The following is a 17533-nucleotide window of genomic DNA, read 5'->3' on the forward strand; positions in this document are numbered from 1 at the left end:
AATTCTAGCAATAAATAATACAATCTATTACTTTTATTTGCTAAAACGAAATAATTCAATACAACTCATAAAATCTCAAGCGACATACATTCTCACGAATCAATATTATGTTCTATCTTTGCAAGAACATTAATCACTTATAAAGATGAAACTAATAGCAACAATTATCGCATTACTATTCTCTATACCTTTCATAAATGCTCAAAATTTCGCAGATTATTTCACCAATAAAAGTCTAAGAGTTGATTACATCTTTACCGGTAGCGCTAGCAATCAAGCTATTTCGCTGGATGAATTATCGCAACTACCCTCGTGGGCTGGTAGAAAACAGCATTTAGCACAACTCCCACTAGAAGGAAATGGGCAAATCACAATGAGAGATTTAAAGAGCAAAGAATGCATTTATAAAACATCTTTTTCCTCACTATTTCAAGAATGGCTATCGACCGAAGAAGCTAAAACAACACCCAAAGGCTTCGAAAACACATTCATACTTCCCTACCCTCTTCACAGCGTAGAGATAGAGATTACATTGCTCGACACCCATCACAACATTACAGCTTCAATGACACACATTGTAGACCCTAGCGATATATTAATTAAAGAGAAAGGGCTATCTCACATAACTCCCCATAAGTACATCATTAAAAGTGGTGATGAGCAGGAGTGCATAGATATAGCTATATTAGCCGAAGGATACAGCCTTTCAGAAATGGACCTCTTTTATCAAGATGCTGAAACAGCATGCGAAAGCCTCTTCTCACATGAACCATTTAAAACAATGAAAGGCCGATTTAATGTTGTAGCCGTGGCTAGCCCTTCGGCGGACAGTGGTGTAAGTGCCCCTAAATTGAAGCAATGGAGAAACACAGCATTCCAATCTCACTTCGATACATTCTATTCTGATAGATACTTAACTACTAATCGCTTAAAAGCAATACATGATGCTTTGGCTGGGATTCCTTACGAACATATTATAATATTAGCGAATACGGATCAATATGGTGGAGGAGGCATTTATAACGCCTTTACATTAACGACTGCTCATCATAAAATGTTTCGTCCTGTAGTAGTCCATGAATTTGGGCATAGCTTTGGAGGATTAGCCGACGAATATTTCTACGATGAAGATGTAATGAACGATACCTATCCACTTAATGTAGAACCTTGGGAGCCCAATATAAGTACACGAATAAATCTCTCTTCCAAATGGGAAGACATGCTAAAGCAAAAGACTTCAATACCAACCCCAGTGTCAGAAAAGGTAAAATATCCTATTGGAGTTTATGAAGGAGGTGGCTATTCAGCGAAAGGGATTTATCGCCCTGCGTATGACTGCCGCATGCGTACAAATGAATATGCTAATTTTTGTCCGGTTTGCCAACGAGCTTTACAAAGGATCATAGAATTCTACACTGAATAAAATTATTTTGCAAAAGAATAAAAAAAATGATTGAAATAGCACGCATAAAAACTACAGACGTTGAGAAGTATAATTATATGGAAAATCTTCTTGTCGAATCATTTCCTCGTGAAGAGTATCGAGAATTAGATGAATTACGAAAATATACAGACAATTACTCAAACTTCCATAACAACATTATTATAAATGAACGTATCTCAATAGGGCTTATTACATTCTGGAATTTCGGAAATTTCTCTTATATAGAACACTTTGCAATAGATCCACAACAAAGAAATGGAGGTTATGGAAAAAAAGTATTAAGCCATCTATGCACGCAGCTAAACTGCCCCATTGTTCTGGAAGTAGAACAGCCTATTACAGAAATAGCAAAGCGAAGAATAAATTTCTATGAGAAAATAAAATTCACAATATGGGATAGAGAATATTACCAACCAGCTTATAGAATAGAAGACTCTTCGATACCTATGTACCTAATGGAATATGGGAATTTGGATGGTGAAATTGATCCAATTGAAGTTAGAAAAATCATCCATCATCAAGTATACGGTATTAAATAAAAAGAGAGGCTATCCTGATCGAATAGCCTCTCTTTTTATTTAAAATATTAGCCAATTACTGACGCGGCTGCGCAGAATAGTTAATTTTCAATGCATAAGCCTGTCGAAGAGCTTGTTTGATATCTGTTACAATACCCATCTTCGTTTCTTGATCAATCTTCAATGACACAGTCATAAAAGGTTGGTCTTGCTCTTTCATACTAGATCTCTCCTGCGTTATATAATCCTGAATCTGTGAGATTTCAGCATAACTATCGTTCAACTGAATACGACTTTCAGAACCAAGTTTTTTCCTGAATTCTTCCGTAGGTTTACCTACATAGATAAACGTTACAAGAGACTTTTTTTCAAGTTTTTCTAACTCAGTACCTGTCGGAACTTTAAATTCGACTTTAAGTGTTACTTCACGCATTGTTGTTACAATCATGAAGAAAAACAATAAAGTAAAAATAAGGTCAGGTAAAGAAGAAGTATTCAACGCAGGCATGCCACGCTTTCCTGTTTTATTAAACTTTCCCATTACTTCTTTCCTCCTCCATAGTTTTTAGGTTCAGCCTCAGATATTTTCTGAGGATAGATCTCACGAATCGCTTTTTGTTGCTCTTCGTTCAAATCAGCATAATTTTTCTGCCATTTTTCTTGAGCCTTTTCATTTCTCAATTCATTATAGGCAGCCACTAACTCATTCTGAACGTCAATATAAGCCTGATATCTAGAGTTACGGTCATTTTGCAAAGAAATTACATGCTTCTCTGTAATCATCACATTTCCAAAGAAAGGTATATCTTTAGAATATTTTTCTGGTAATGATTCATCATTATAAGTATTAGCAATAAAATCTTTGGCCTTTTGTCTCAACTGCTTAACATTAATATAGTCTTTCCCGCACATCAACTGATCTTGGAAGTTCAGATAGACAACGAGCACATTACGTTCCTTCACAATAACATCATCTTGTTTCTTATCTTTTTCAGGAGGAGGAGGCAAACGCCTAGCCAACCCTCTATCAGTATCCATAGATGTTGTAATCAAGAAGAAGATAAGCAACAAGAAAGCAATATCCGCCGTAGAACTTGAGTTTATCTCAGGTACACCTTTTTTTTCTTTTGCCATTTTTATATGCTTTCTCTTAATTATTTCAATTTCTTAGCAACTCCAAAACCAAATATTAATAGTATTAGGAGAGCCATCATTATATAAATGGTATACAAGAACATATCGGTTATCTTTAACCAAAATGCTACATTATCTGCACCGCTATATCCTGGCATAGATAAAGGTTGAGCATCACCAATACTCCACGAAACGATCAAAACGCCCATTAATATAACGATACCAAATAAAGATTTTATTGCATCCTTAGGAGAATGAATAAAGTTCATTGCAAATTGATATATTGCTGCCACAAGTGTTATAACTATAGTAGCACTTAATAGAGCATACACCCAGTAAATCAAAGAGTCAGTATATACTGGCTGTGACATATCGGGTACAATAGGGTTAAGATCTTCTCCACCCAAGAAGAATAAGCCCACTATTACCAACGTAATAGCTAGTATTACGTAAAGTACCGAGCTGGAAATTTTTTGAATCTTAATTTTCATATCTCGGATTAATTATTTTTTGTATTTCAGATTGTATTTAATAACCATATCAAGTAATGTAATAGAAGAATCTTCCATATCACTTGTTAAAGCTTCAATTTTTGAAAGAATATAGTTATAGAAAAGTTGAAGAATCAAAGCAACAATCAAACCAAAAATGGTAGTGATCAAAGCCACTTTCATACCTCCAGCAACAACTGTAGGAGAAATGTCACCCACCTGTTGGATTTTATCAAACGCTTGTACCATACCAATTACTGTACCTAAGAACCCTAAAGATGGAGCCATGGCAATAAATAAGGTAATCCAAGAACATCCTTTTTCCAGATAACCAGCTTGAACGCCACCATAAGATACAACCGATTTCTCCACAACATCAATTCCTTGATCAACTCTCAGCAAGCCTTGATAGAAAATAGATGCAATAGGTCCTCTGGTGTTACGACAAACATCTTTAGCAGCCTCAACATCTCCTTTTTCCAAAGCAGCCTCAACAGCTAAGATTAACTTCTTCGAGTTAACTTCAGCTAAGCTTAAATAAATAATTCTTTCAATACAGAAAGCCAAACCAATAACTAAAGCAATAGCAACGAAACTCATAAAGAATGCAGAACCTTCGATAAATTTAACCTTAAGTTCTTTATGAATTCCACCTTCTGCAGGAGCTGTAGTTGGTGTTGCATCAGCTGCAGCAGCTGGCTGATCAACAGCAGGAGTAGCTTGTTCTGCTGCAGGAGCATCTTGTGCTTGAGCAAATTGAATTGAGCCAAATGCAATGACTCCAATCACGGCAAGAATTAAAGATAATCTTTTCATTGTGTGTCTAATTTTTAAAATTAATTTAATTATTATATTTACTTATATTCTGTCTTTCTATCACTATCTATCACAAACCTTGCGGAGAGAGCGGGATTCGAACCCGCGATGCACTTTAGGCGCATACACGCTTTCCAGGCGTGCCTCTTCAGCCACTCGAGCACCTCTCCTAGTAATTATATCTTCAAAAAATTAAGTCAAATCTATAAATCTAGGAATCTACAGATCATTATAATTACAAATGTATTCTTTTTTTTCTTTTTTCATAGCATCATCTCTTTTTAATCTTAAATAAAATACCAAAATTAATAAACTTTAAAATCTGGCTTAATTTATTAGCGTATTCCAAACATTCTTATTACGTTTTCCGACGTTTGAGCAGCCACGATTTCCGGACACAATTGATAGACTTCCGCTACCTTGGCTAGGACATCTTTGAGAAAAGCACTTTCATTTCTTTTTCCACGATGCGGTACTGGAGCCAAATAAGGTGAATCGGTTTCCAGAATGATGCGCTCCAAAGGAATCGTCTTTAGGGTATCTGGCAAAAATGATTTTTTGAAAGTTATCACCCCATTAATACCAAACATAAAGTTCCCTAGCTCCATAATTAGTTCAGCCTCTTCAATCGTCCCCATAAAACTATGAAAGACACCCGTCAAAGCAGAGTTTTTATATTTGCTCAGAACATTATAAATATAGTCAAAGGCCTCTCGACAATGTATAACAATAGGCAAATGATATTCTAAAGCAAGTTGCACTTGCCGTTCGAATACGACTAACTGTTGTTCTAAATACGTTTTGTCCCAATACAAATCAATTCCTATTTCGCCTATTGCAATAAAAGAAGAATGCATATTTAGATTCTCAATCACAACATTAAGTTCCTGTTCATACCTTTCACCAACACTAGTAGGATGTAATCCAATCATAGGAAAACAATACCCTTTATACATATCACAAGTTGCCAGCATACTTTCAATAGTAGTACTATCAATATTGGGCATCAAAATATGGGAGATGCCAGCAATACGTGCTCTCTCAATTACCTGCGGCAAATCAACAAGAAACTCTTCTAAAAACAAATGTGAATGTGAATCAATCATCTTCATCGGGCAAATCTTCAATAGCTTTTTCTCCTATACGATAATAATAAACAATCCCATATTCACGACATTTATCCAATCGTACCTCGTTAGGCTGCAATTCTTCATATCTTGCCTCTACCTGATTCCAAATATCCAATATAATCTCATCAGCTTTCGGCCTCATAGAAGCGAGTTTATCAAGACTACGAGAAGTCAAGGCCTGCAGATTTTTCTGCCGTTCATACCCTTCAAGAAAAATATCATAATGTACTTTAACTTTAGCAATAGTAGGATTATAAATAGGGATGCCTCCTTGAGAAGTCCTTTGCATCTCTCCCTTAATGATCTTACTTCCCCACTCAACAATTGAAAGCTCACTCATTAAATCAGGAACATTAGAGGCATCTGCGGGCAAACCATACATTTCTTTATACGCAGTTTTTATCTCAGAACGGAGTACTGAAAGATTGAGGACTTGAATAAAATGGGAAACATACAAACGCGCCATCTTCACATTCACCAAATGTTTACGACTCCCTTTTGCCTGATTTACATAACATTCTCTATAGTAAGAGTGCGCTGTTTGAAATTTCCCCAAAAAGCTATGCGCTTCAGAAAGCGTTTTCAAAGAGATAACCAAATTAGACATACTCCACATATTTCCTTTATCAACAGCCGATTTCAAAGCTCGAATTCGAGCTTGATCTGTATTAGGTAATCGTCTATAGGGCATATCATTAATCTTTTTTAAGTAGGCCTAAATTTCTCGGAGCATTAAAGCATGAATCAATTTTTCTAAGACTTCTCTTCTGTCAGCAGTAAGAGTAATCTTGTCTAAGTTATCCAAAGCCTTCTGATAATATAAATGCATTTTTTCTTCGCAAAAGCGCATAACTCCTAACTCGTCATATATATTCTTAATAGCAACAATTTTTTCTTCGGGGATGAATGCGGTAGCATTTATCCATTTATTCAGTTCTAAAGACTGATTATCATTTACCATCTGTAGAGATTTTATAAGCAGATAAGTTTTCTTATTACAAAGAATATCTCCCCCTAGTTTCTTTCCAAAAACAATAGGATCTCCATATACATCCAAAAGATCATCTTTCAACTGAAAAGCCAGACCCGTATAGAGGCCCACATTGTATAAAAGATCCGAATCCTTTTTAGGTGCACCACCAAGAATAGCACCGATTTTTAAACTAGCGGCAAGCAGCACAGCAGTCTTCAAGCTAATCATTTCAATATAATCATCTTCAGTCACATTATTACGCAACTCAAAATCCATGTCTAATTGTTGGCCTTCGCATATCTGCAGTGCAGTAGATGAGAATAAATCTAAGATTTCATTCAAGTATGCAGAGTGACTACTACAAATATGTTGGTATGACAACACCAACATAGCATCGCCTGATAATATGGCTGTATTATCATCCCAAACCCGATGAACGGTCTTTTTGCCGCGCCTTACATCAGCCCGATCCATCAGGTCATCATGCAAGAGCGTATAATTATGATACATTTCAATTCCTGTAGCACAAGGAAGAATATCCGAAATATCATCTTTATATAAATTATAAGCCATCATCATAAGAACCGGACGTATGCGTTTCCCTCCTACAGCTAATACATATTTAATTGGTTCATATAAATTATGCGGTGCCCGATCATATTTCAATTCTGACAGATAAGTATTAATAAGATTAAGTAATTGAGGAGCTGTAAACATTATAGTAGATAAAGTTAAGAACGGTATTTATTTAAATAAAGAGGCTGCCTATATATAGCAGCCTCTTTATTTAATCTATTATTAAGATTTTATTGCAATCTAAACATCACAGGCACTGTATACTTTACACGTACAGCCTTACCTCTTTGTTGCCCTGGTTTCCATTTAGGCATAGTACGAATCACACGAAGAGCTTCCTTATCTAAATAAGGGTCAACGCTACGAACAACAACTGGATCAACAACAGAGCCATCCTTATTCACCACAAACTGAACAATTACACGACCTTGAGTACCATTTTCTTGGGCTATAGTCGGATATTTAATATTCTTTGCCAAGAATTGCATCAGAGCAGCTTGTCCACCGGGGAATTCAGGCATAACTTCTACTACCTGAAAAATAGTTTGTTCTTCAGGTTCTTCTTCTACCACTTTTACTGGCACATACTTAACTTCCACTTTAGCGCCCGTATCTTCTGTCGAAGCAATTGCCGTTTCCTTAATGTTCGTTTTATCATCAACAATGTTTAAAATTTCAGCCACAGGAGGTGCTTCAGGAGGAGGAGGAGGTAACTTTTCTTCCTGCTGCGTGATAGGAATAATTTCCTCTTCAAAAACGACATCAGTAAGTGCTTGGCTGGTATCAATCTTAATGTCACGTCTCGTCCATTCAAACGCAACAAACATAAAGGCTAATACCACCACATATCCAACAAGTAGCCAAGTCGACTTCTTGTTTTCCAAATCAGCTTTAGGTGATTTTTTAATTTCCATAATTACAATATATATTTTTAACGTGTTCTCCTTATTTGGCAAATATAATACATTTTCCAATAAACAGGCTCTTTACCTTTTTTTTTTTGCAAAATCAGCCACTCATTTTTATTTTTTTAATTCTTCAGACACATCAAAAGGTAGAAATATTAGTTGGCCACCAGATTAAAGACCTCTTTCTTTTCACTATTAATCAATGTAAATATAATGCTGATATTTGTGAAATGCTGTATCTTTGGCAAGAATAATGAATCTCCTCTTCAATCTTGAACTTATTCATAAGTATAACTATAAAAAATAAAAGAATGAAAAAAATAGTAATTGCAATTGATGGATTTTCTTCTTGTGGAAAAAGTACAATGGCCAAAGATTTAGCAAAAAAAATAGGCTATATATATATTGATAGCGGTGCAATGTATCGTGCAGTAACACTCTACAGCATAGAAAATAAGCTCATCAACAATGAACAAATTAATATAACAGAACTCAAACAACGCATCAAAGATATCCATATTTCTTTTTTAATTGACCCTACTACCCAGCAACCAAACACTCGTTTAAATGGAATAAACGTCGAAAACAAAATTCGCTCAATGGATGTTTCTTCAAAAGTAAGTCCAATTAGTACTCTCGATTTTGTACGCGAAGCAATGGTTAAACAACAACAAGCAATGGGGAAAGCAAAAGGGATTGTAATGGACGGACGCGACATTGGCACTACAGTCTTTCCTGATGCCGAACTTAAGATTTACGTAACTGCTTCTGCCGAAATTCGTGCTCAGCGCAGGTATGACGAGCTAAAAAACAAAGGGCTGAATGCCAGTTTTGAGGAAATCATAAAAAATGTAAGAGAAAGAGATTTTATAGACCAAAACCGCGAAATAAGCCCTCTGCGCAAAGCAGACGATGCAATTTTACTAGACAATAGTAAAATGACTATTCAGCAACAGCAAGTATGGCTTATTGAACAATTTAATAAAGTTACAAAAGAATAAAAAGCGGCAAGCCATAAAAAAATAAAAAAAAGTATGACGAAAGTAGAAATAGACGAAGGCTCAGGCTTTTGCTTTGGGGTCGTCAAAGCCATAAAAAAAGCGGAAGAAGAGTTATCCAATGGAAGAACATTATATTGCCTTGGCGACATAGTACATAATGGACGAGAAGTAGAGCGACTAGAAACAATAGGTCTTGTTACTATAGACCACGAAGAATTCAAAAAACTCCACGACGTAAAAGTCCTTTTGCGTGCACACGGAGAACCTCCAGAAACATATGAAATTGCTCGAAAAAACAATATAGAAATCATCGATGCAACATGTCCTGTTGTACTACGTTTACAAAAGCGAATTAAACAAGAATCTATTGAAAACAAGCCTGAAGAAAAAAGCACTAAAGAGAAACAAATTGTTATCTACGGAAAGAATGGGCATGCTGAAGTTTTAGGCCTTGTTGGGCAGACTACAGGTGAAGCTATCGTGATAGAACATTTTGAAGAAGCAGAAAAACTAGACTTCAGCAAGGATATTCGATTATATTCTCAAACAACTAAATCGCTTGATGGATTCAAAAGAATTGTAGAATATATCGAGGAACACATATCTCCTGAAGCAACCTTTGAATATTACGATACAATTTGTCGGCAAGTAGCAAACAGAATTCCTAATATTCGTAATTTCGCTGCTTCTCACGACTTAATATTTCTCGTAAGCGGAAAAAAAAGTTCGAACGGGAAAGTGCTCTTCAATGAGTGCAAGAATTTAAATCCAAACTCATATCTTATAGAGAGCATTAAAGAAATAGATCTATCACTCTGCAAAAAAGCAAAATCTATTGGCATCTGCGGAGCAACCTCTACTCCCAAATGGCTAATGGAAGAAATTTACATATATATAAAATCCCAATTACAGACCAAGGATATTAACGTTATTTATTAAAGCAAACCATACTTTGAGATAAAAGAAAGATAATTAGTCCAGCTTTTTGCTAACTTTGCATTGCAAATTATCAAAAAAAAGGTTGTTATGGGAACAGTTAAATGTGTTGGTATTTTAACCTCTGGGGGAGATGCTCCAGGCATGAATGCAGCAATTCGTGCAGTTACACGCGCTGCAATATATAATGGATTGCGGGTAAAAGGGATTTATAGAGGTTACAGAGGACTTATCACAGGTGAAATCATCGAGTTTAAAAGTCAGAACGTAAGTAATATTATACAGCTAGGTGGTACCATTTTAAAGACCGCACGCTGTAAAGAGTTTACTACTCCTGAAGGACGTCAAACAGCATACGAAACTATGCAAAAAGAAGGTATTGATGCATTAGTTGTAATAGGGGGGGATGGATCACTAACTGGTGCTCGCATCTTTGCCCAAGAACATAATGTTCCGTGCATTGGCTTGCCCGGTACTATAGACAATGACCTCTATGGAACTGATACAACGATTGGATATGACACGGCCTTGAATACAATATTAGAAGCTGTAGATAAGATACGTGATACAGCAACCTCCCATGACCGCCTTTTCTTCGTCGAAGTAATGGGAAGAGATGCCGGTTTTTTAGCATTGAACGGAGCAATCGCTTCTGGCGCAGAAGCTGCTATCATTCCTGAATTCAGCACCGAAGTAGACCAATTGGAAGAATTCATAAAAAATGGATTCCGAAAAACAAAAAACAGTAGCATCGTCATAGTAGCTGAAAGCGAACTTACAGGAGGTGCTATGCATTATGCAGAACGTGTCAAGAATGAATATCCGGGTTATGATGTTCGTGTTACTATACTTGGACACCTACAACGTGGCGGGAGCCCGTCTGCTCACGATCGCATTCTGGCTAGCAGACTTGGTGCAGCCGCTATTGATGCTATTATGGAAGACCAACGCAATGTCATGATTGGTATTGAGAATGATGAAATTGTATACGTCCCATTCACAAAAGCCATAAAGAATGATAAGCCAATTAAGAAAGAGTTGGTTAATGTGCTAAGAGAATTATCTATCTGATAAACAACCTATCTCACATTTAGGTGATTTACAGAAAATGGCGCAGAAATAGTAATTATTTCTGCGCCATTTTCTGTAAATGCAAAAGATTTATTCAGCAGTTACCTCTGTTACTTCTTGTGCGGCATCAAATTCCGTAATTCCATTTGCAACAAGTATATTATACCACGAAATTAGTTTCTTGATATCCGTTACATAAACTCTATCGCGATCAAAATCAGGAAGTACTTCTGCCAAATACGCACGTAACTGGCTTGCGTCTGCTTTCTTCAAATCAATAGAGGCAGACCCGCCATTTTCTTTATTTTTAATGGAAGTAAAAACGTCTTTCAATGGAACCTCTGTTTCTGCAGTATACATCGCTATATCTCCTAATGAAACAATTTTTTCGTTTCCGTATGCCGGAATACGCTTTTTCTCAGCAGATACAGATTCCACAATCAGCATGCTCTTTCCTTGAGAAATCAATTTATACAACCCCGGCTTTCCGGAGATAGACAAGATAGTTTTCAACATAGTATGTTTTACTTTATTTAAATTATTGCGGAGCAAAAGTAATATTCGAGGCCGATATGAGCAACCCAAAGACGATAAAAATCAACCAATTAAACAAATATTAGGAAACATCCCTCATCCTAAACTATTAATAAGCGATATTACTTGTGGAATTAGAGGCGTTTCACCATCATTATAAATAATAAAATCGACCATCTTCATCTTTTCCTCGTCGTTCACTTGACTCTGGATGCGCTTCATTACCTGTTCACGAGACGTAGAATCACGCAACATTGTCCTCTCCAATCGAGTATTAAGTGGAGTATAGACAAGTACAATTTTATCAACTTCTTGAGAAAAGCCCGCTTCAATCAAAATTGCGGCCTCCATTCCTAATACTTTAAAAGCAGTATGTTTATGTGTCCACTGCGTAAAATCATCTTTTACCCTCGGATGAATAATACCATTCACCACATTCAGATTTTCCGGATAGTCAAAAATATACGAAGCTAGCAAAGCTTTATTAAACTCCCCATTCCGATAAAGATCACTTCCCAGTAATGAAATTAATGAATCACGAATCAACGGATCTTCTAACGTTAGCCGCTTAGATTCAACGTCAGCGATATACATCGGAATCCCCATCATTGCAAGCAAGTGAGAAACAACACTCTTTCCACTGCCTATTCCGCCAGTAACACCTAATTTAATGCTCATTAGAGGGAGAGAGTTGTTCTATTAAAAAATCCACTTGCGCAGGAGAAATACGTACTCGACTAGCACCATGAGGAATTGTCTTTAACTTCACAGTATACTTCTCTGAACCCAGATGAAACAACTCTTCATACGAAACATTCAGCACAAAATCATTAGCAGTCATATTATGGAAATGTCGCAGCCCCACTTGAAAAGTAATTTGAACCTTAGAAGGGAAAGTACGTAGCACCTTGTCAGCCGGAAAGTTAATACCATAAATAGGTACATCAACAGTCTTTTCCGTATAAATATCTACCGGTAAAGTCAGTCCAACAGAATTAGGAACAAACTTAGCGCCTCTCACTCTATTTAGAGAAACTTGACGCTTTAATGTATCAGAGATATGGTCTAATAACAATTGTTGTGTATAAGCAGCTGTTATTGTATCCAATATAGTATTTGGGGCATATACAAGTACTGAATCAGGAGAAAAAACGGTATCAGAGATATAATATTGGCGATCCAGACCAATTTTCCCCAATAACCTAACTGGAACAAATTTAGACTTACCCGTTGAATAAATGTATTCTAAAACAGCAGGCTTCACAGTAAGAAGACGAGTCGAAACATTCAACTGGCTAAGTATCTGTTTTTCAAACTCTGAGGCATTGATTCTCACATGATTATTAGCACCCTTATAATCCGAGAAGTTAAGCATTATAGGAAAAAAAGTCTTAGCCAACATATAGTTCAGCAGTACAGTACCTTTATCTTTCACTCTTACTGTTAACTCAGAAGGCAAATCTGCTGTAAGCATCACATTAGCAGGTACATCTTTTAATTTTAGAGGGATAGAAAACTCTGTTTCATAATCGTAGTTTAGAGTTTGCAAAAGCCAAAAAGCACTAGCAATAAAGAAAAAAAACAAAAAAATTAAGAACTCTCTGTATTTTTCACCCAACAGAAAGCCCTTAATTCTTTTTATAGACTTCAGATAAAGACATTTTATGTTCTTACTGAACATTATCATTATTGATTATATACTTATTTGCTAACTGCATCAGCAGCAGCGGCAAAAACAGAATTTTTATCTATTCTAACCTTTACATTGTCAGCTATTTCAAGAATAACAGAATCATCATTCACTTCCTTAATCTTACCATGTAGTCCACCTGCAGTGATGACTTTCTGATTTACTTCAAGAGACTTGCGAAAATTAGCAATTTCTTTCTGTTTCTTATTTTGAGGACGAATCATGAAGAAATACATAATAGCAAACATTGCTATCAACATAATCCACATCATACTACCACCGCCTCCAATTGAGGCACCTTGCAAAAATACGGTTAATAAGCTCATAAAAATCGGTTTTTAGTTTTTAATCTACTAGATACAAAGGTATTAGTTCTTTGCCAATTTGCCTTCTTTTTTTAATTGATTAACAATCCCATCAAGCGTTCCATTTATGAAACCACCACTTTTTGGCGTACTATATAATTTAGCTATTTCCAAATATTCATTGAGTGAAACACTTATAGGAATATTTGGAAAACTAAGAATCTCAGCCAAGGCACATTGCATAATAATCACATCCATAAAAGCCACACGATCCAGATCCCAGTTTTTTGTATTATCACCAATAAGATGGCGATAATAATCAGAATTCAATAAAGCACGTCTAAATAATCGACGAGCAAATTCCTGATCTTCGTCATCTTTAAATTCTGGCAAGAGAGGCTGGGCAGAGCCATTTTTTTCCTCAAATCGTTTGATTGTTTTCAGCACAAAGGTATCAACGATTTCCTTGTCATCATTCCAATAAAGACTTTGATCTTCCAAGGTCTGATCCAAAGAGTCATTATTAAAAATCAGAGACTTATAAAGCTTTCTCCACAATTCACGATCAGCTTCGTAAGAAGAATCTTCAGAAGCCATATACTCTTTATATATGTCCGAAGCTACAATCTTATCATAGATCTCTTTTATCAACTCCTGATCGTTTGCCCAAGTCTTCTTTTGATTGTTAATAAATTCTGTAAGTTGTTTATTAACCTCCAGTTGAGCAATAAACTTATTCTCCACGAATTTCATATTCGGGAGCAGTTCATCGGAAGTAGGTGCTAATTTGGCTTTAGCCACATCAATACGCTTTTGCGCATAGTTCGTCAGTGCGATCATTAACATCAGCAGATAATTGTACAAATCATAAGCCTTTGCAAGGCTGAAGAATAATTCTTTCTCCGCTGAGTCTAAATTTTTACTGCCGTTCTGATAGTATGCATACACTATTTGTATGATCTTAAGACGAATAAGAGCTCTGTTAATCATAAATTTTAATCAATACTGTTAGTAACGAATTGCAAAAGTAGGTATTTTTAGCGAGTTTGCCCAAATAAAGCACTTTTTTTTATGTGAGATTTCATTCTCCTTCCTTTTTCTTTTGACAGTTTAAAAAAAAGTATCAAATTTGAGCCCAAGTTAAAATGATGACCTAACGACATGGAAGATTTTAAGAAGAAAAGTGTGATGGATTTGAACGACAAAGAAATTGTTTTCTCTAAATCCATAAAAGCAGGCAAGCGTATTTATTACCTAGACGTAAAGAAGAATCGTAAAGATGAAATGTTCCTTGCCATTACAGAGAGCAAAAAAGTTGTGATGAATGAAGGAGAAGACCCTCAGGTAAGCTTTGAAAAGCACAAAATTTTCCTTTATAAAGAAGATTTTGAAAAGTTTATGACAGGATTATCTCAAGCCATTGAATTTATAGACAAACGGCAAGGCCCCTATTCAGGATTCGAAAACTCCGAAGAAAATAAGCAAAAATTATTCAAGCAAAAAGAAGACGCTGACGACACTCTTCTCGTTAATGAAAGTTTAGGCAGCGAAATCAAGATAGATATTGATTTTGAATAAGCAAAGCTTTGATAATTAGAAAAGAAAGCGTACTTTTGCACCGCTTTTTGCAACATCGTGTGATATACCACATCGTGTGATGGAGAGTTAAGCAAATAAATGAACTTAATTTAGAGTAACACAAAAAAATTAAAAAATGAAATCAATTGAAGTAAAAGGAACTGCAAGAACCATTGCAGAGCGCTCTTCAGATCAGAGCAGAGCTATCAAAGCTATTCGTAAAAACAACGGAGTTCCTTGCGTTATTTACGGAGGAGGTGAAAACATCCATTTTACAGTGACTGTAGACTCACTTCGTAACCTAGTTTACACTCCCCATATCTATATTGTAGATCTTGATATTGATGGCAAAAAATTAAATGCTATCCTAAAAGATATTCAATTTCACCCTGTGAAAGATACAATTCTTCATGTTGACTTTTACCAGATTGACGAATCTAAACCTATTGAAATAGACGTTCCTGTTCAATTGGAAGGACTTGCTGAAGGTGTGAAAGCTGGTGGTAAATTAACTCTGCAGATGCGTAAATTGAAAGTGAAAGCATTCTTTAATGTCATTCCAGAGAAACTTGTTGTTAATGTAGCTCATTTAGGATTAGGTAAAACAGTAAAAGTTGGAGAACTTTCTTATGATGGCCTGACACTTTTGAATACGAAAGAATCTGTTGTTTGCGCTGTCAAGTTGACTCGTGCCGCAAGAGGTTTGGCTGCTGCCGGCAAGTAATCAGAAATATTATCCCTCAAGGGAACTAACAAACGCAGATTAATGCAGAGACCACAGAATCCAAACTGTGTCAATCTGCGATAGTCTGCGTTTTTTAATAAATAATACTATCGAATATGAAATACTTAATTGTAGGATTAGGTAACATTGGTCCCGAATATCATGAAACTCGTCACAATATCGGCTTCATGGTTGTGGATGCTCTAGCGAAAGATGCCAATAAATCGTTCACCGATGGACGTTATGGCTTTACCACTACCTTATCTATAAAAGGTCGGCAAATACTACTTCTCAAGCCCTCTACTTATATGAATCTAAGTGGAAATGCCGTTCGGTACTGGATGCAAAAAGAAAATATTCCATTAGAGAATGTGCTTATCATTGTTGATGACTTGGCACTCCCGTTCGGCACATTGCGCCTAAAGAACAAAGGAAGTGATGCTGGTCACAACGGGCTGAAGCACATCGCTGCAACTCTGGGTACAATTAACTATGCCCGTTTGCGCTTTGGCATAGGCAATGATTACCCAAGAGGTGGACAAATAGATTATGTAATTGGCAAGTTCGAAGAAGAAGATTTAAAAACAATGCCTGAACGCTTGCAAACAGCCGGTGAGATCATTAAGAGTTTTTGCCTTGCCGGGATAGACAATACCATGAACCAATTTAATAAAAAGTAGTTATGTCGGAAGCTAGAATAGATAAGTGGATGTGGGCAGTACGCATATTCAAAACCCGTACTATTGCAGCTGAAGCCTGCAAAAAAGGGAGAGTAACCATCAATGGATCATTTGTAAAGGCAGCACGTATGATCAAGCCGAACGATGTAATCCAAGTAAAGAAACCACCCATCACTTATTCATTCAAAGTACTGCAAGCTATAGAGAAACGAGTTGGGGCTAAGTTAGTACCCGAGGTTATGGAGAATGTTACCACTCCAGACCAATATGAACTACTAGAGATGAGCAAGATCGCCGGATTTATTGACCGCGCTCGCGGAACAGGCCGTCCTACCAAGAAAGATCGTCGCACGCTAGACGATTTCGTTACGCCGGACTCTCTGGACGATTTCGACTTTGACTTCGACTTTGAAGAAGATAAAAAGGAATAAACAAAACGTGCACATTTTATGAAGAATACATCTAAGATCCCTACATAAAATGCGCACATTTTATTGACAAACAGGCTCTTCCTTTAGTACAAAAGCAGTTTCATAACATAAAGAAGGATTTACCTACTACTTATAGTTGAGCTTTTACTGCATCAATCAATTGCTGATATTCCGCATCCGTCAAATACACCTTACCCGGATTCATCTGGAATGTAGCGCCATAATCAGGTCCATCCACATATTTTGGAGCCAAATGAAAGTGAAGATGAGAGAGTTTATCAGAATAAGCTCCATAATTTATCTTCTCCGGATGAAAGGCTTTATCCATCGCACGAGTCACGCGCGCTACATCAGCCATAAAAGTATTACGCTCATCATCGCTGAGTTCAAAAAGGTCGTTCACATGGTCTTTGTAAGCCACAAGGCAACGCCCGCGATAAGTTTGTTCTTTAAATAAGAAAACACGAGACACGCTTAATTGCGCTATCTCAATCATTAAATTGTGTAGCGTTTCATTGTTTTGGCAGTACAAACACTCTTTAGGATCACTTTTCATTATACTTATTTTATAATTTAATTGAGGCAAAAGTAGT

At 36.4% G+C, this 17533-nt stretch carries 23 protein-coding genes and 1 tRNA gene; 9 read left to right on the plus strand and 15 right to left on the minus strand.

Annotated features, from left to right (window positions below):
* The first annotated feature begins 145 nt into the window (after positions 1-145).
* Both BQ5338_RS04485 and BQ5338_RS04490 read left to right on the plus strand, forming a co-directional pair.
* Positions 146-1423, plus strand: coding sequence for an IgA Peptidase M64 (locus tag BQ5338_RS04485; protein WP_071145588.1), 1278 nt, complete (start codon positions 146-148; stop codon positions 1421-1423).
* A 26-nt stretch (positions 1424-1449) separates the two neighbouring features.
* Positions 1450-1983 carry a GNAT family N-acetyltransferase gene (locus tag BQ5338_RS04490; protein WP_071145589.1) on the plus strand — a complete coding sequence of 178 codons (534 nt, stop codon included), beginning with the start codon at positions 1450-1452 and terminating at the stop codon, positions 1981-1983.
* Positions 1984-2038: 55 nt separating this feature from the next.
* Here the strand turns inward: BQ5338_RS04490 and BQ5338_RS04495 are convergent, their stop codons facing one another.
* From BQ5338_RS04495 to BQ5338_RS04535, 9 genes are all read right to left on the minus strand, one after another.
* Positions 2039-2503, minus strand: coding sequence for an ExbD/TolR family protein (locus tag BQ5338_RS04495; protein ID WP_071145590.1), 465 nt, complete (start codon positions 2501-2503; stop codon positions 2039-2041).
* Positions 2503-3096 (minus strand): ExbD/TolR family protein, encoded by a 594-nt coding sequence (locus tag BQ5338_RS04500; protein WP_071145591.1) that lies wholly within the window; start codon positions 3094-3096, stop codon positions 2503-2505. Before BQ5338_RS04500 ends, BQ5338_RS04495 begins: the two co-directional genes overlap by 1 nt.
* Positions 3097-3116: 20 nt before the next feature.
* Positions 3117-3587: a hypothetical protein gene (locus BQ5338_RS04505; protein ID WP_071145592.1), complete on the minus strand. Its 471-nt coding sequence runs from the start codon at positions 3585-3587 to the stop codon at positions 3117-3119.
* A gap of 12 nt (positions 3588-3599) precedes the next feature.
* Entirely contained in the window at positions 3600-4403 is an 804-nt protein-coding gene (locus tag BQ5338_RS04510) for a MotA/TolQ/ExbB proton channel family protein (RefSeq protein ID WP_071145593.1), read from the minus strand.
* A gap of 82 nt (positions 4404-4485) precedes the next feature.
* Positions 4486-4573, minus strand: a tRNA-Ser gene (locus BQ5338_RS04515).
* Between the two features lie 165 nt (positions 4574-4738).
* The gene (locus BQ5338_RS04520) at positions 4739-5515 is read right to left on the minus strand and encodes a TatD family hydrolase (RefSeq protein ID WP_071145594.1); all 777 of its coding nucleotides are present in this window, start codon (positions 5513-5515) and stop codon (positions 4739-4741) included.
* On the minus strand, positions 5502-6224 hold the full coding sequence (locus BQ5338_RS04525; RefSeq protein ID WP_071145595.1) for a hypothetical protein: 723 nt from the start codon (positions 6222-6224) through the stop codon (positions 5502-5504). Before BQ5338_RS04525 ends, BQ5338_RS04520 begins: the two co-directional genes overlap by 14 nt.
* 24 nt (positions 6225-6248) lie before the next feature.
* A complete protein-coding gene (locus tag BQ5338_RS04530; RefSeq protein WP_071145596.1) occupies positions 6249-7223 on the minus strand; it encodes a polyprenyl synthetase family protein in 975 nt (324 codons plus the stop codon).
* A gap of 89 nt (positions 7224-7312) precedes the next feature.
* Positions 7313-7996 carry an energy transducer TonB gene (locus tag BQ5338_RS04535; protein ID WP_071145878.1) on the minus strand — a complete coding sequence of 228 codons (684 nt, stop codon included), beginning with the start codon at positions 7994-7996 and terminating at the stop codon, positions 7313-7315.
* 305 nt (positions 7997-8301) lie between these two features.
* Here BQ5338_RS04535 and cmk point away from each other — a divergent pair, with 305 nt between their 5' ends.
* The 3 genes from cmk (at position 8302) to pfkA (ending at position 10998) form a co-directional block, all read left to right on the plus strand.
* Positions 8302-8991 carry a (d)CMP kinase gene (gene cmk / locus BQ5338_RS04540; protein ID WP_071145597.1) on the plus strand — a complete coding sequence of 230 codons (690 nt, stop codon included), beginning with the start codon at positions 8302-8304 and terminating at the stop codon, positions 8989-8991.
* 33 nt (positions 8992-9024) lie between these two features.
* Positions 9025-9930: a 4-hydroxy-3-methylbut-2-enyl diphosphate reductase gene (locus BQ5338_RS04545; protein ID WP_071145598.1), complete on the plus strand. Its 906-nt coding sequence runs from the start codon at positions 9025-9027 to the stop codon at positions 9928-9930.
* Positions 9931-10017: 87 nt separating this feature from the next.
* Positions 10018-10998: a 6-phosphofructokinase gene (gene pfkA, locus BQ5338_RS04550; RefSeq protein WP_071145599.1), complete on the plus strand. Its 981-nt coding sequence runs from the start codon at positions 10018-10020 to the stop codon at positions 10996-10998.
* A 90-nt stretch (positions 10999-11088) separates the two neighbouring features.
* On the opposite strand, the gene BQ5338_RS04555 is transcribed toward pfkA, so the two are convergent.
* The 5 genes from BQ5338_RS04555 to nusB all read right to left on the minus strand — a co-directional run bounded on the left by BQ5338_RS04555 (position 11089) and on the right by nusB (position 14517).
* On the minus strand, positions 11089-11514 hold the full coding sequence (locus tag BQ5338_RS04555; protein WP_071145600.1) for a DUF5606 family protein: 426 nt from the start codon (positions 11512-11514) through the stop codon (positions 11089-11091).
* Between the two features lie 114 nt (positions 11515-11628).
* On the minus strand, positions 11629-12210 hold the full coding sequence (gene coaE / locus BQ5338_RS04560) for a dephospho-CoA kinase (RefSeq protein ID WP_071145601.1): 582 nt from the start codon (positions 12208-12210) through the stop codon (positions 11629-11631).
* Positions 12200-13219: a CdaR family protein gene (locus BQ5338_RS04565; protein WP_394331122.1), complete on the minus strand. Its 1020-nt coding sequence runs from the start codon at positions 13217-13219 to the stop codon at positions 12200-12202. The genes coaE and BQ5338_RS04565 overlap by 11 nt, the downstream gene beginning before the upstream one ends.
* A 14-nt stretch (positions 13220-13233) precedes the next feature.
* Complete coding sequence (gene yajC, locus BQ5338_RS04570) at positions 13234-13548, minus strand: preprotein translocase subunit YajC (protein ID WP_071145603.1); 315 nt, start codon at positions 13546-13548, stop codon at positions 13234-13236.
* 42 nt (positions 13549-13590) lie between these two features.
* Positions 13591-14517, minus strand: a complete 927-nt coding sequence (gene nusB / locus BQ5338_RS04575; protein ID WP_071145604.1) for a transcription antitermination factor NusB — start codon at positions 14515-14517, stop codon at positions 13591-13593.
* Positions 14518-14688: 171 nt separating this feature from the next.
* On the opposite strand from nusB, the gene BQ5338_RS04580 reads away from it, so the two are divergent.
* From BQ5338_RS04580 to BQ5338_RS04595, 4 genes are all read left to right on the plus strand, one after another.
* Positions 14689-15105 (plus strand): PUR family DNA/RNA-binding protein, encoded by a 417-nt coding sequence (locus BQ5338_RS04580; protein ID WP_071145605.1) that lies wholly within the window; start codon positions 14689-14691, stop codon positions 15103-15105.
* Positions 15106-15241: 136 nt separating this feature from the next.
* Positions 15242-15829, plus strand: a complete 588-nt coding sequence (locus BQ5338_RS04585) for a 50S ribosomal protein L25/general stress protein Ctc (RefSeq protein WP_071145606.1) — start codon at positions 15242-15244, stop codon at positions 15827-15829.
* Between the two features lie 116 nt (positions 15830-15945).
* Positions 15946-16509 carry an aminoacyl-tRNA hydrolase gene (pth, locus tag BQ5338_RS04590; RefSeq protein WP_071145607.1) on the plus strand — a complete coding sequence of 188 codons (564 nt, stop codon included), beginning with the start codon at positions 15946-15948 and terminating at the stop codon, positions 16507-16509.
* A 2-nt stretch (positions 16510-16511) separates the two neighbouring features.
* Positions 16512-16940 carry an RNA-binding S4 domain-containing protein gene (locus tag BQ5338_RS04595; protein WP_071145608.1) on the plus strand — a complete coding sequence of 143 codons (429 nt, stop codon included), beginning with the start codon at positions 16512-16514 and terminating at the stop codon, positions 16938-16940.
* Between the two features lie 130 nt (positions 16941-17070).
* On the opposite strand, the gene BQ5338_RS04600 is transcribed toward BQ5338_RS04595, so the two are convergent.
* Positions 17071-17496, minus strand: a complete 426-nt coding sequence (locus BQ5338_RS04600) for an HIT family protein (RefSeq protein ID WP_071145609.1) — start codon at positions 17494-17496, stop codon at positions 17071-17073.
* Between the last annotated feature and the right edge of the window lie 37 nt (positions 17497-17533).

This window comes from Bacteroides ihuae (assembly GCF_900104585.1).
Lineage (GTDB): Bacteria > Bacteroidota > Bacteroidia > Bacteroidales > Bacteroidaceae > Bacteroides > Bacteroides ihuae.

Bases quoted from the DNA above. Each gene is read 5' to 3' on its own strand.
- BQ5338_RS04525 (WP_071145595.1), bottom strand. From the start codon at position 6,224: ATGCCCTATAGACGATTACCTAATACAGATCAAGCTCGAATTCGAGCT.
- cmk (WP_071145597.1), top strand. From the start codon at position 8,302: ATGAAAAAAATAGTAATTGCAATTGATGGATTTTCTTCTTGTGGAAAA.
- coaE (WP_071145601.1), bottom strand. From the start codon at position 12,210: ATGAGCATTAAATTAGGTGTTACTGGCGGAATAGGCAGTGGAAAGAGT.
- BQ5338_RS04555 (WP_071145600.1), bottom strand. From the start codon at position 11,514: ATGTTGAAAACTATCTTGTCTATCTCCGGAAAGCCGGGGTTGTATAAA.
- nusB (WP_071145604.1), bottom strand. From the start codon at position 14,517: ATGATTAACAGAGCTCTTATTCGTCTTAAGATCATACAAATAGTGTAT.
- BQ5338_RS04530 (WP_071145596.1), bottom strand. From the start codon at position 7,223: ATGTTTACAGCTCCTCAATTACTTAATCTTATTAATACTTATCTGTCA.
- BQ5338_RS04495 (WP_071145590.1), bottom strand. From the start codon at position 2,503: ATGGGAAAGTTTAATAAAACAGGAAAGCGTGGCATGCCTGCGTTGAAT.
- BQ5338_RS04585 (WP_071145606.1), top strand. From the start codon at position 15,242: ATGAAATCAATTGAAGTAAAAGGAACTGCAAGAACCATTGCAGAGCGC.
- BQ5338_RS04520 (WP_071145594.1), bottom strand. From the start codon at position 5,515: ATGAAGATGATTGATTCACATTCACATTTGTTTTTAGAAGAGTTTCTT.
- BQ5338_RS04505 (WP_071145592.1), bottom strand. From the start codon at position 3,587: ATGAAAATTAAGATTCAAAAAATTTCCAGCTCGGTACTTTACGTAATA.
- BQ5338_RS04545 (WP_071145598.1), top strand. From the start codon at position 9,025: ATGACGAAAGTAGAAATAGACGAAGGCTCAGGCTTTTGCTTTGGGGTC.
- BQ5338_RS04490 (WP_071145589.1), top strand. From the start codon at position 1,450: ATGATTGAAATAGCACGCATAAAAACTACAGACGTTGAGAAGTATAAT.
- BQ5338_RS04565 (WP_394331122.1), bottom strand. From the start codon at position 13,219: ATGATAATGTTCAGTAAGAACATAAAATGTCTTTATCTGAAGTCTATA.
- BQ5338_RS04500 (WP_071145591.1), bottom strand. From the start codon at position 3,096: ATGGCAAAAGAAAAAAAAGGTGTACCTGAGATAAACTCAAGTTCTACG.
- BQ5338_RS04535 (WP_071145878.1), bottom strand. From the start codon at position 7,996: ATGGAAATTAAAAAATCACCTAAAGCTGATTTGGAAAACAAGAAGTCG.
- pfkA (WP_071145599.1), top strand. From the start codon at position 10,018: ATGGGAACAGTTAAATGTGTTGGTATTTTAACCTCTGGGGGAGATGCT.
- BQ5338_RS04510 (WP_071145593.1), bottom strand. From the start codon at position 4,403: ATGAAAAGATTATCTTTAATTCTTGCCGTGATTGGAGTCATTGCATTT.
- pth (WP_071145607.1), top strand. From the start codon at position 15,946: ATGAAATACTTAATTGTAGGATTAGGTAACATTGGTCCCGAATATCAT.
- BQ5338_RS04600 (WP_071145609.1), bottom strand. From the start codon at position 17,496: ATGAAAAGTGATCCTAAAGAGTGTTTGTACTGCCAAAACAATGAAACG.
- BQ5338_RS04485 (WP_071145588.1), top strand. From the start codon at position 146: ATGAAACTAATAGCAACAATTATCGCATTACTATTCTCTATACCTTTC.
- BQ5338_RS04580 (WP_071145605.1), top strand. From the start codon at position 14,689: ATGGAAGATTTTAAGAAGAAAAGTGTGATGGATTTGAACGACAAAGAA.
- BQ5338_RS04595 (WP_071145608.1), top strand. From the start codon at position 16,512: ATGTCGGAAGCTAGAATAGATAAGTGGATGTGGGCAGTACGCATATTC.
- yajC (WP_071145603.1), bottom strand. From the start codon at position 13,548: ATGAGCTTATTAACCGTATTTTTGCAAGGTGCCTCAATTGGAGGCGGT.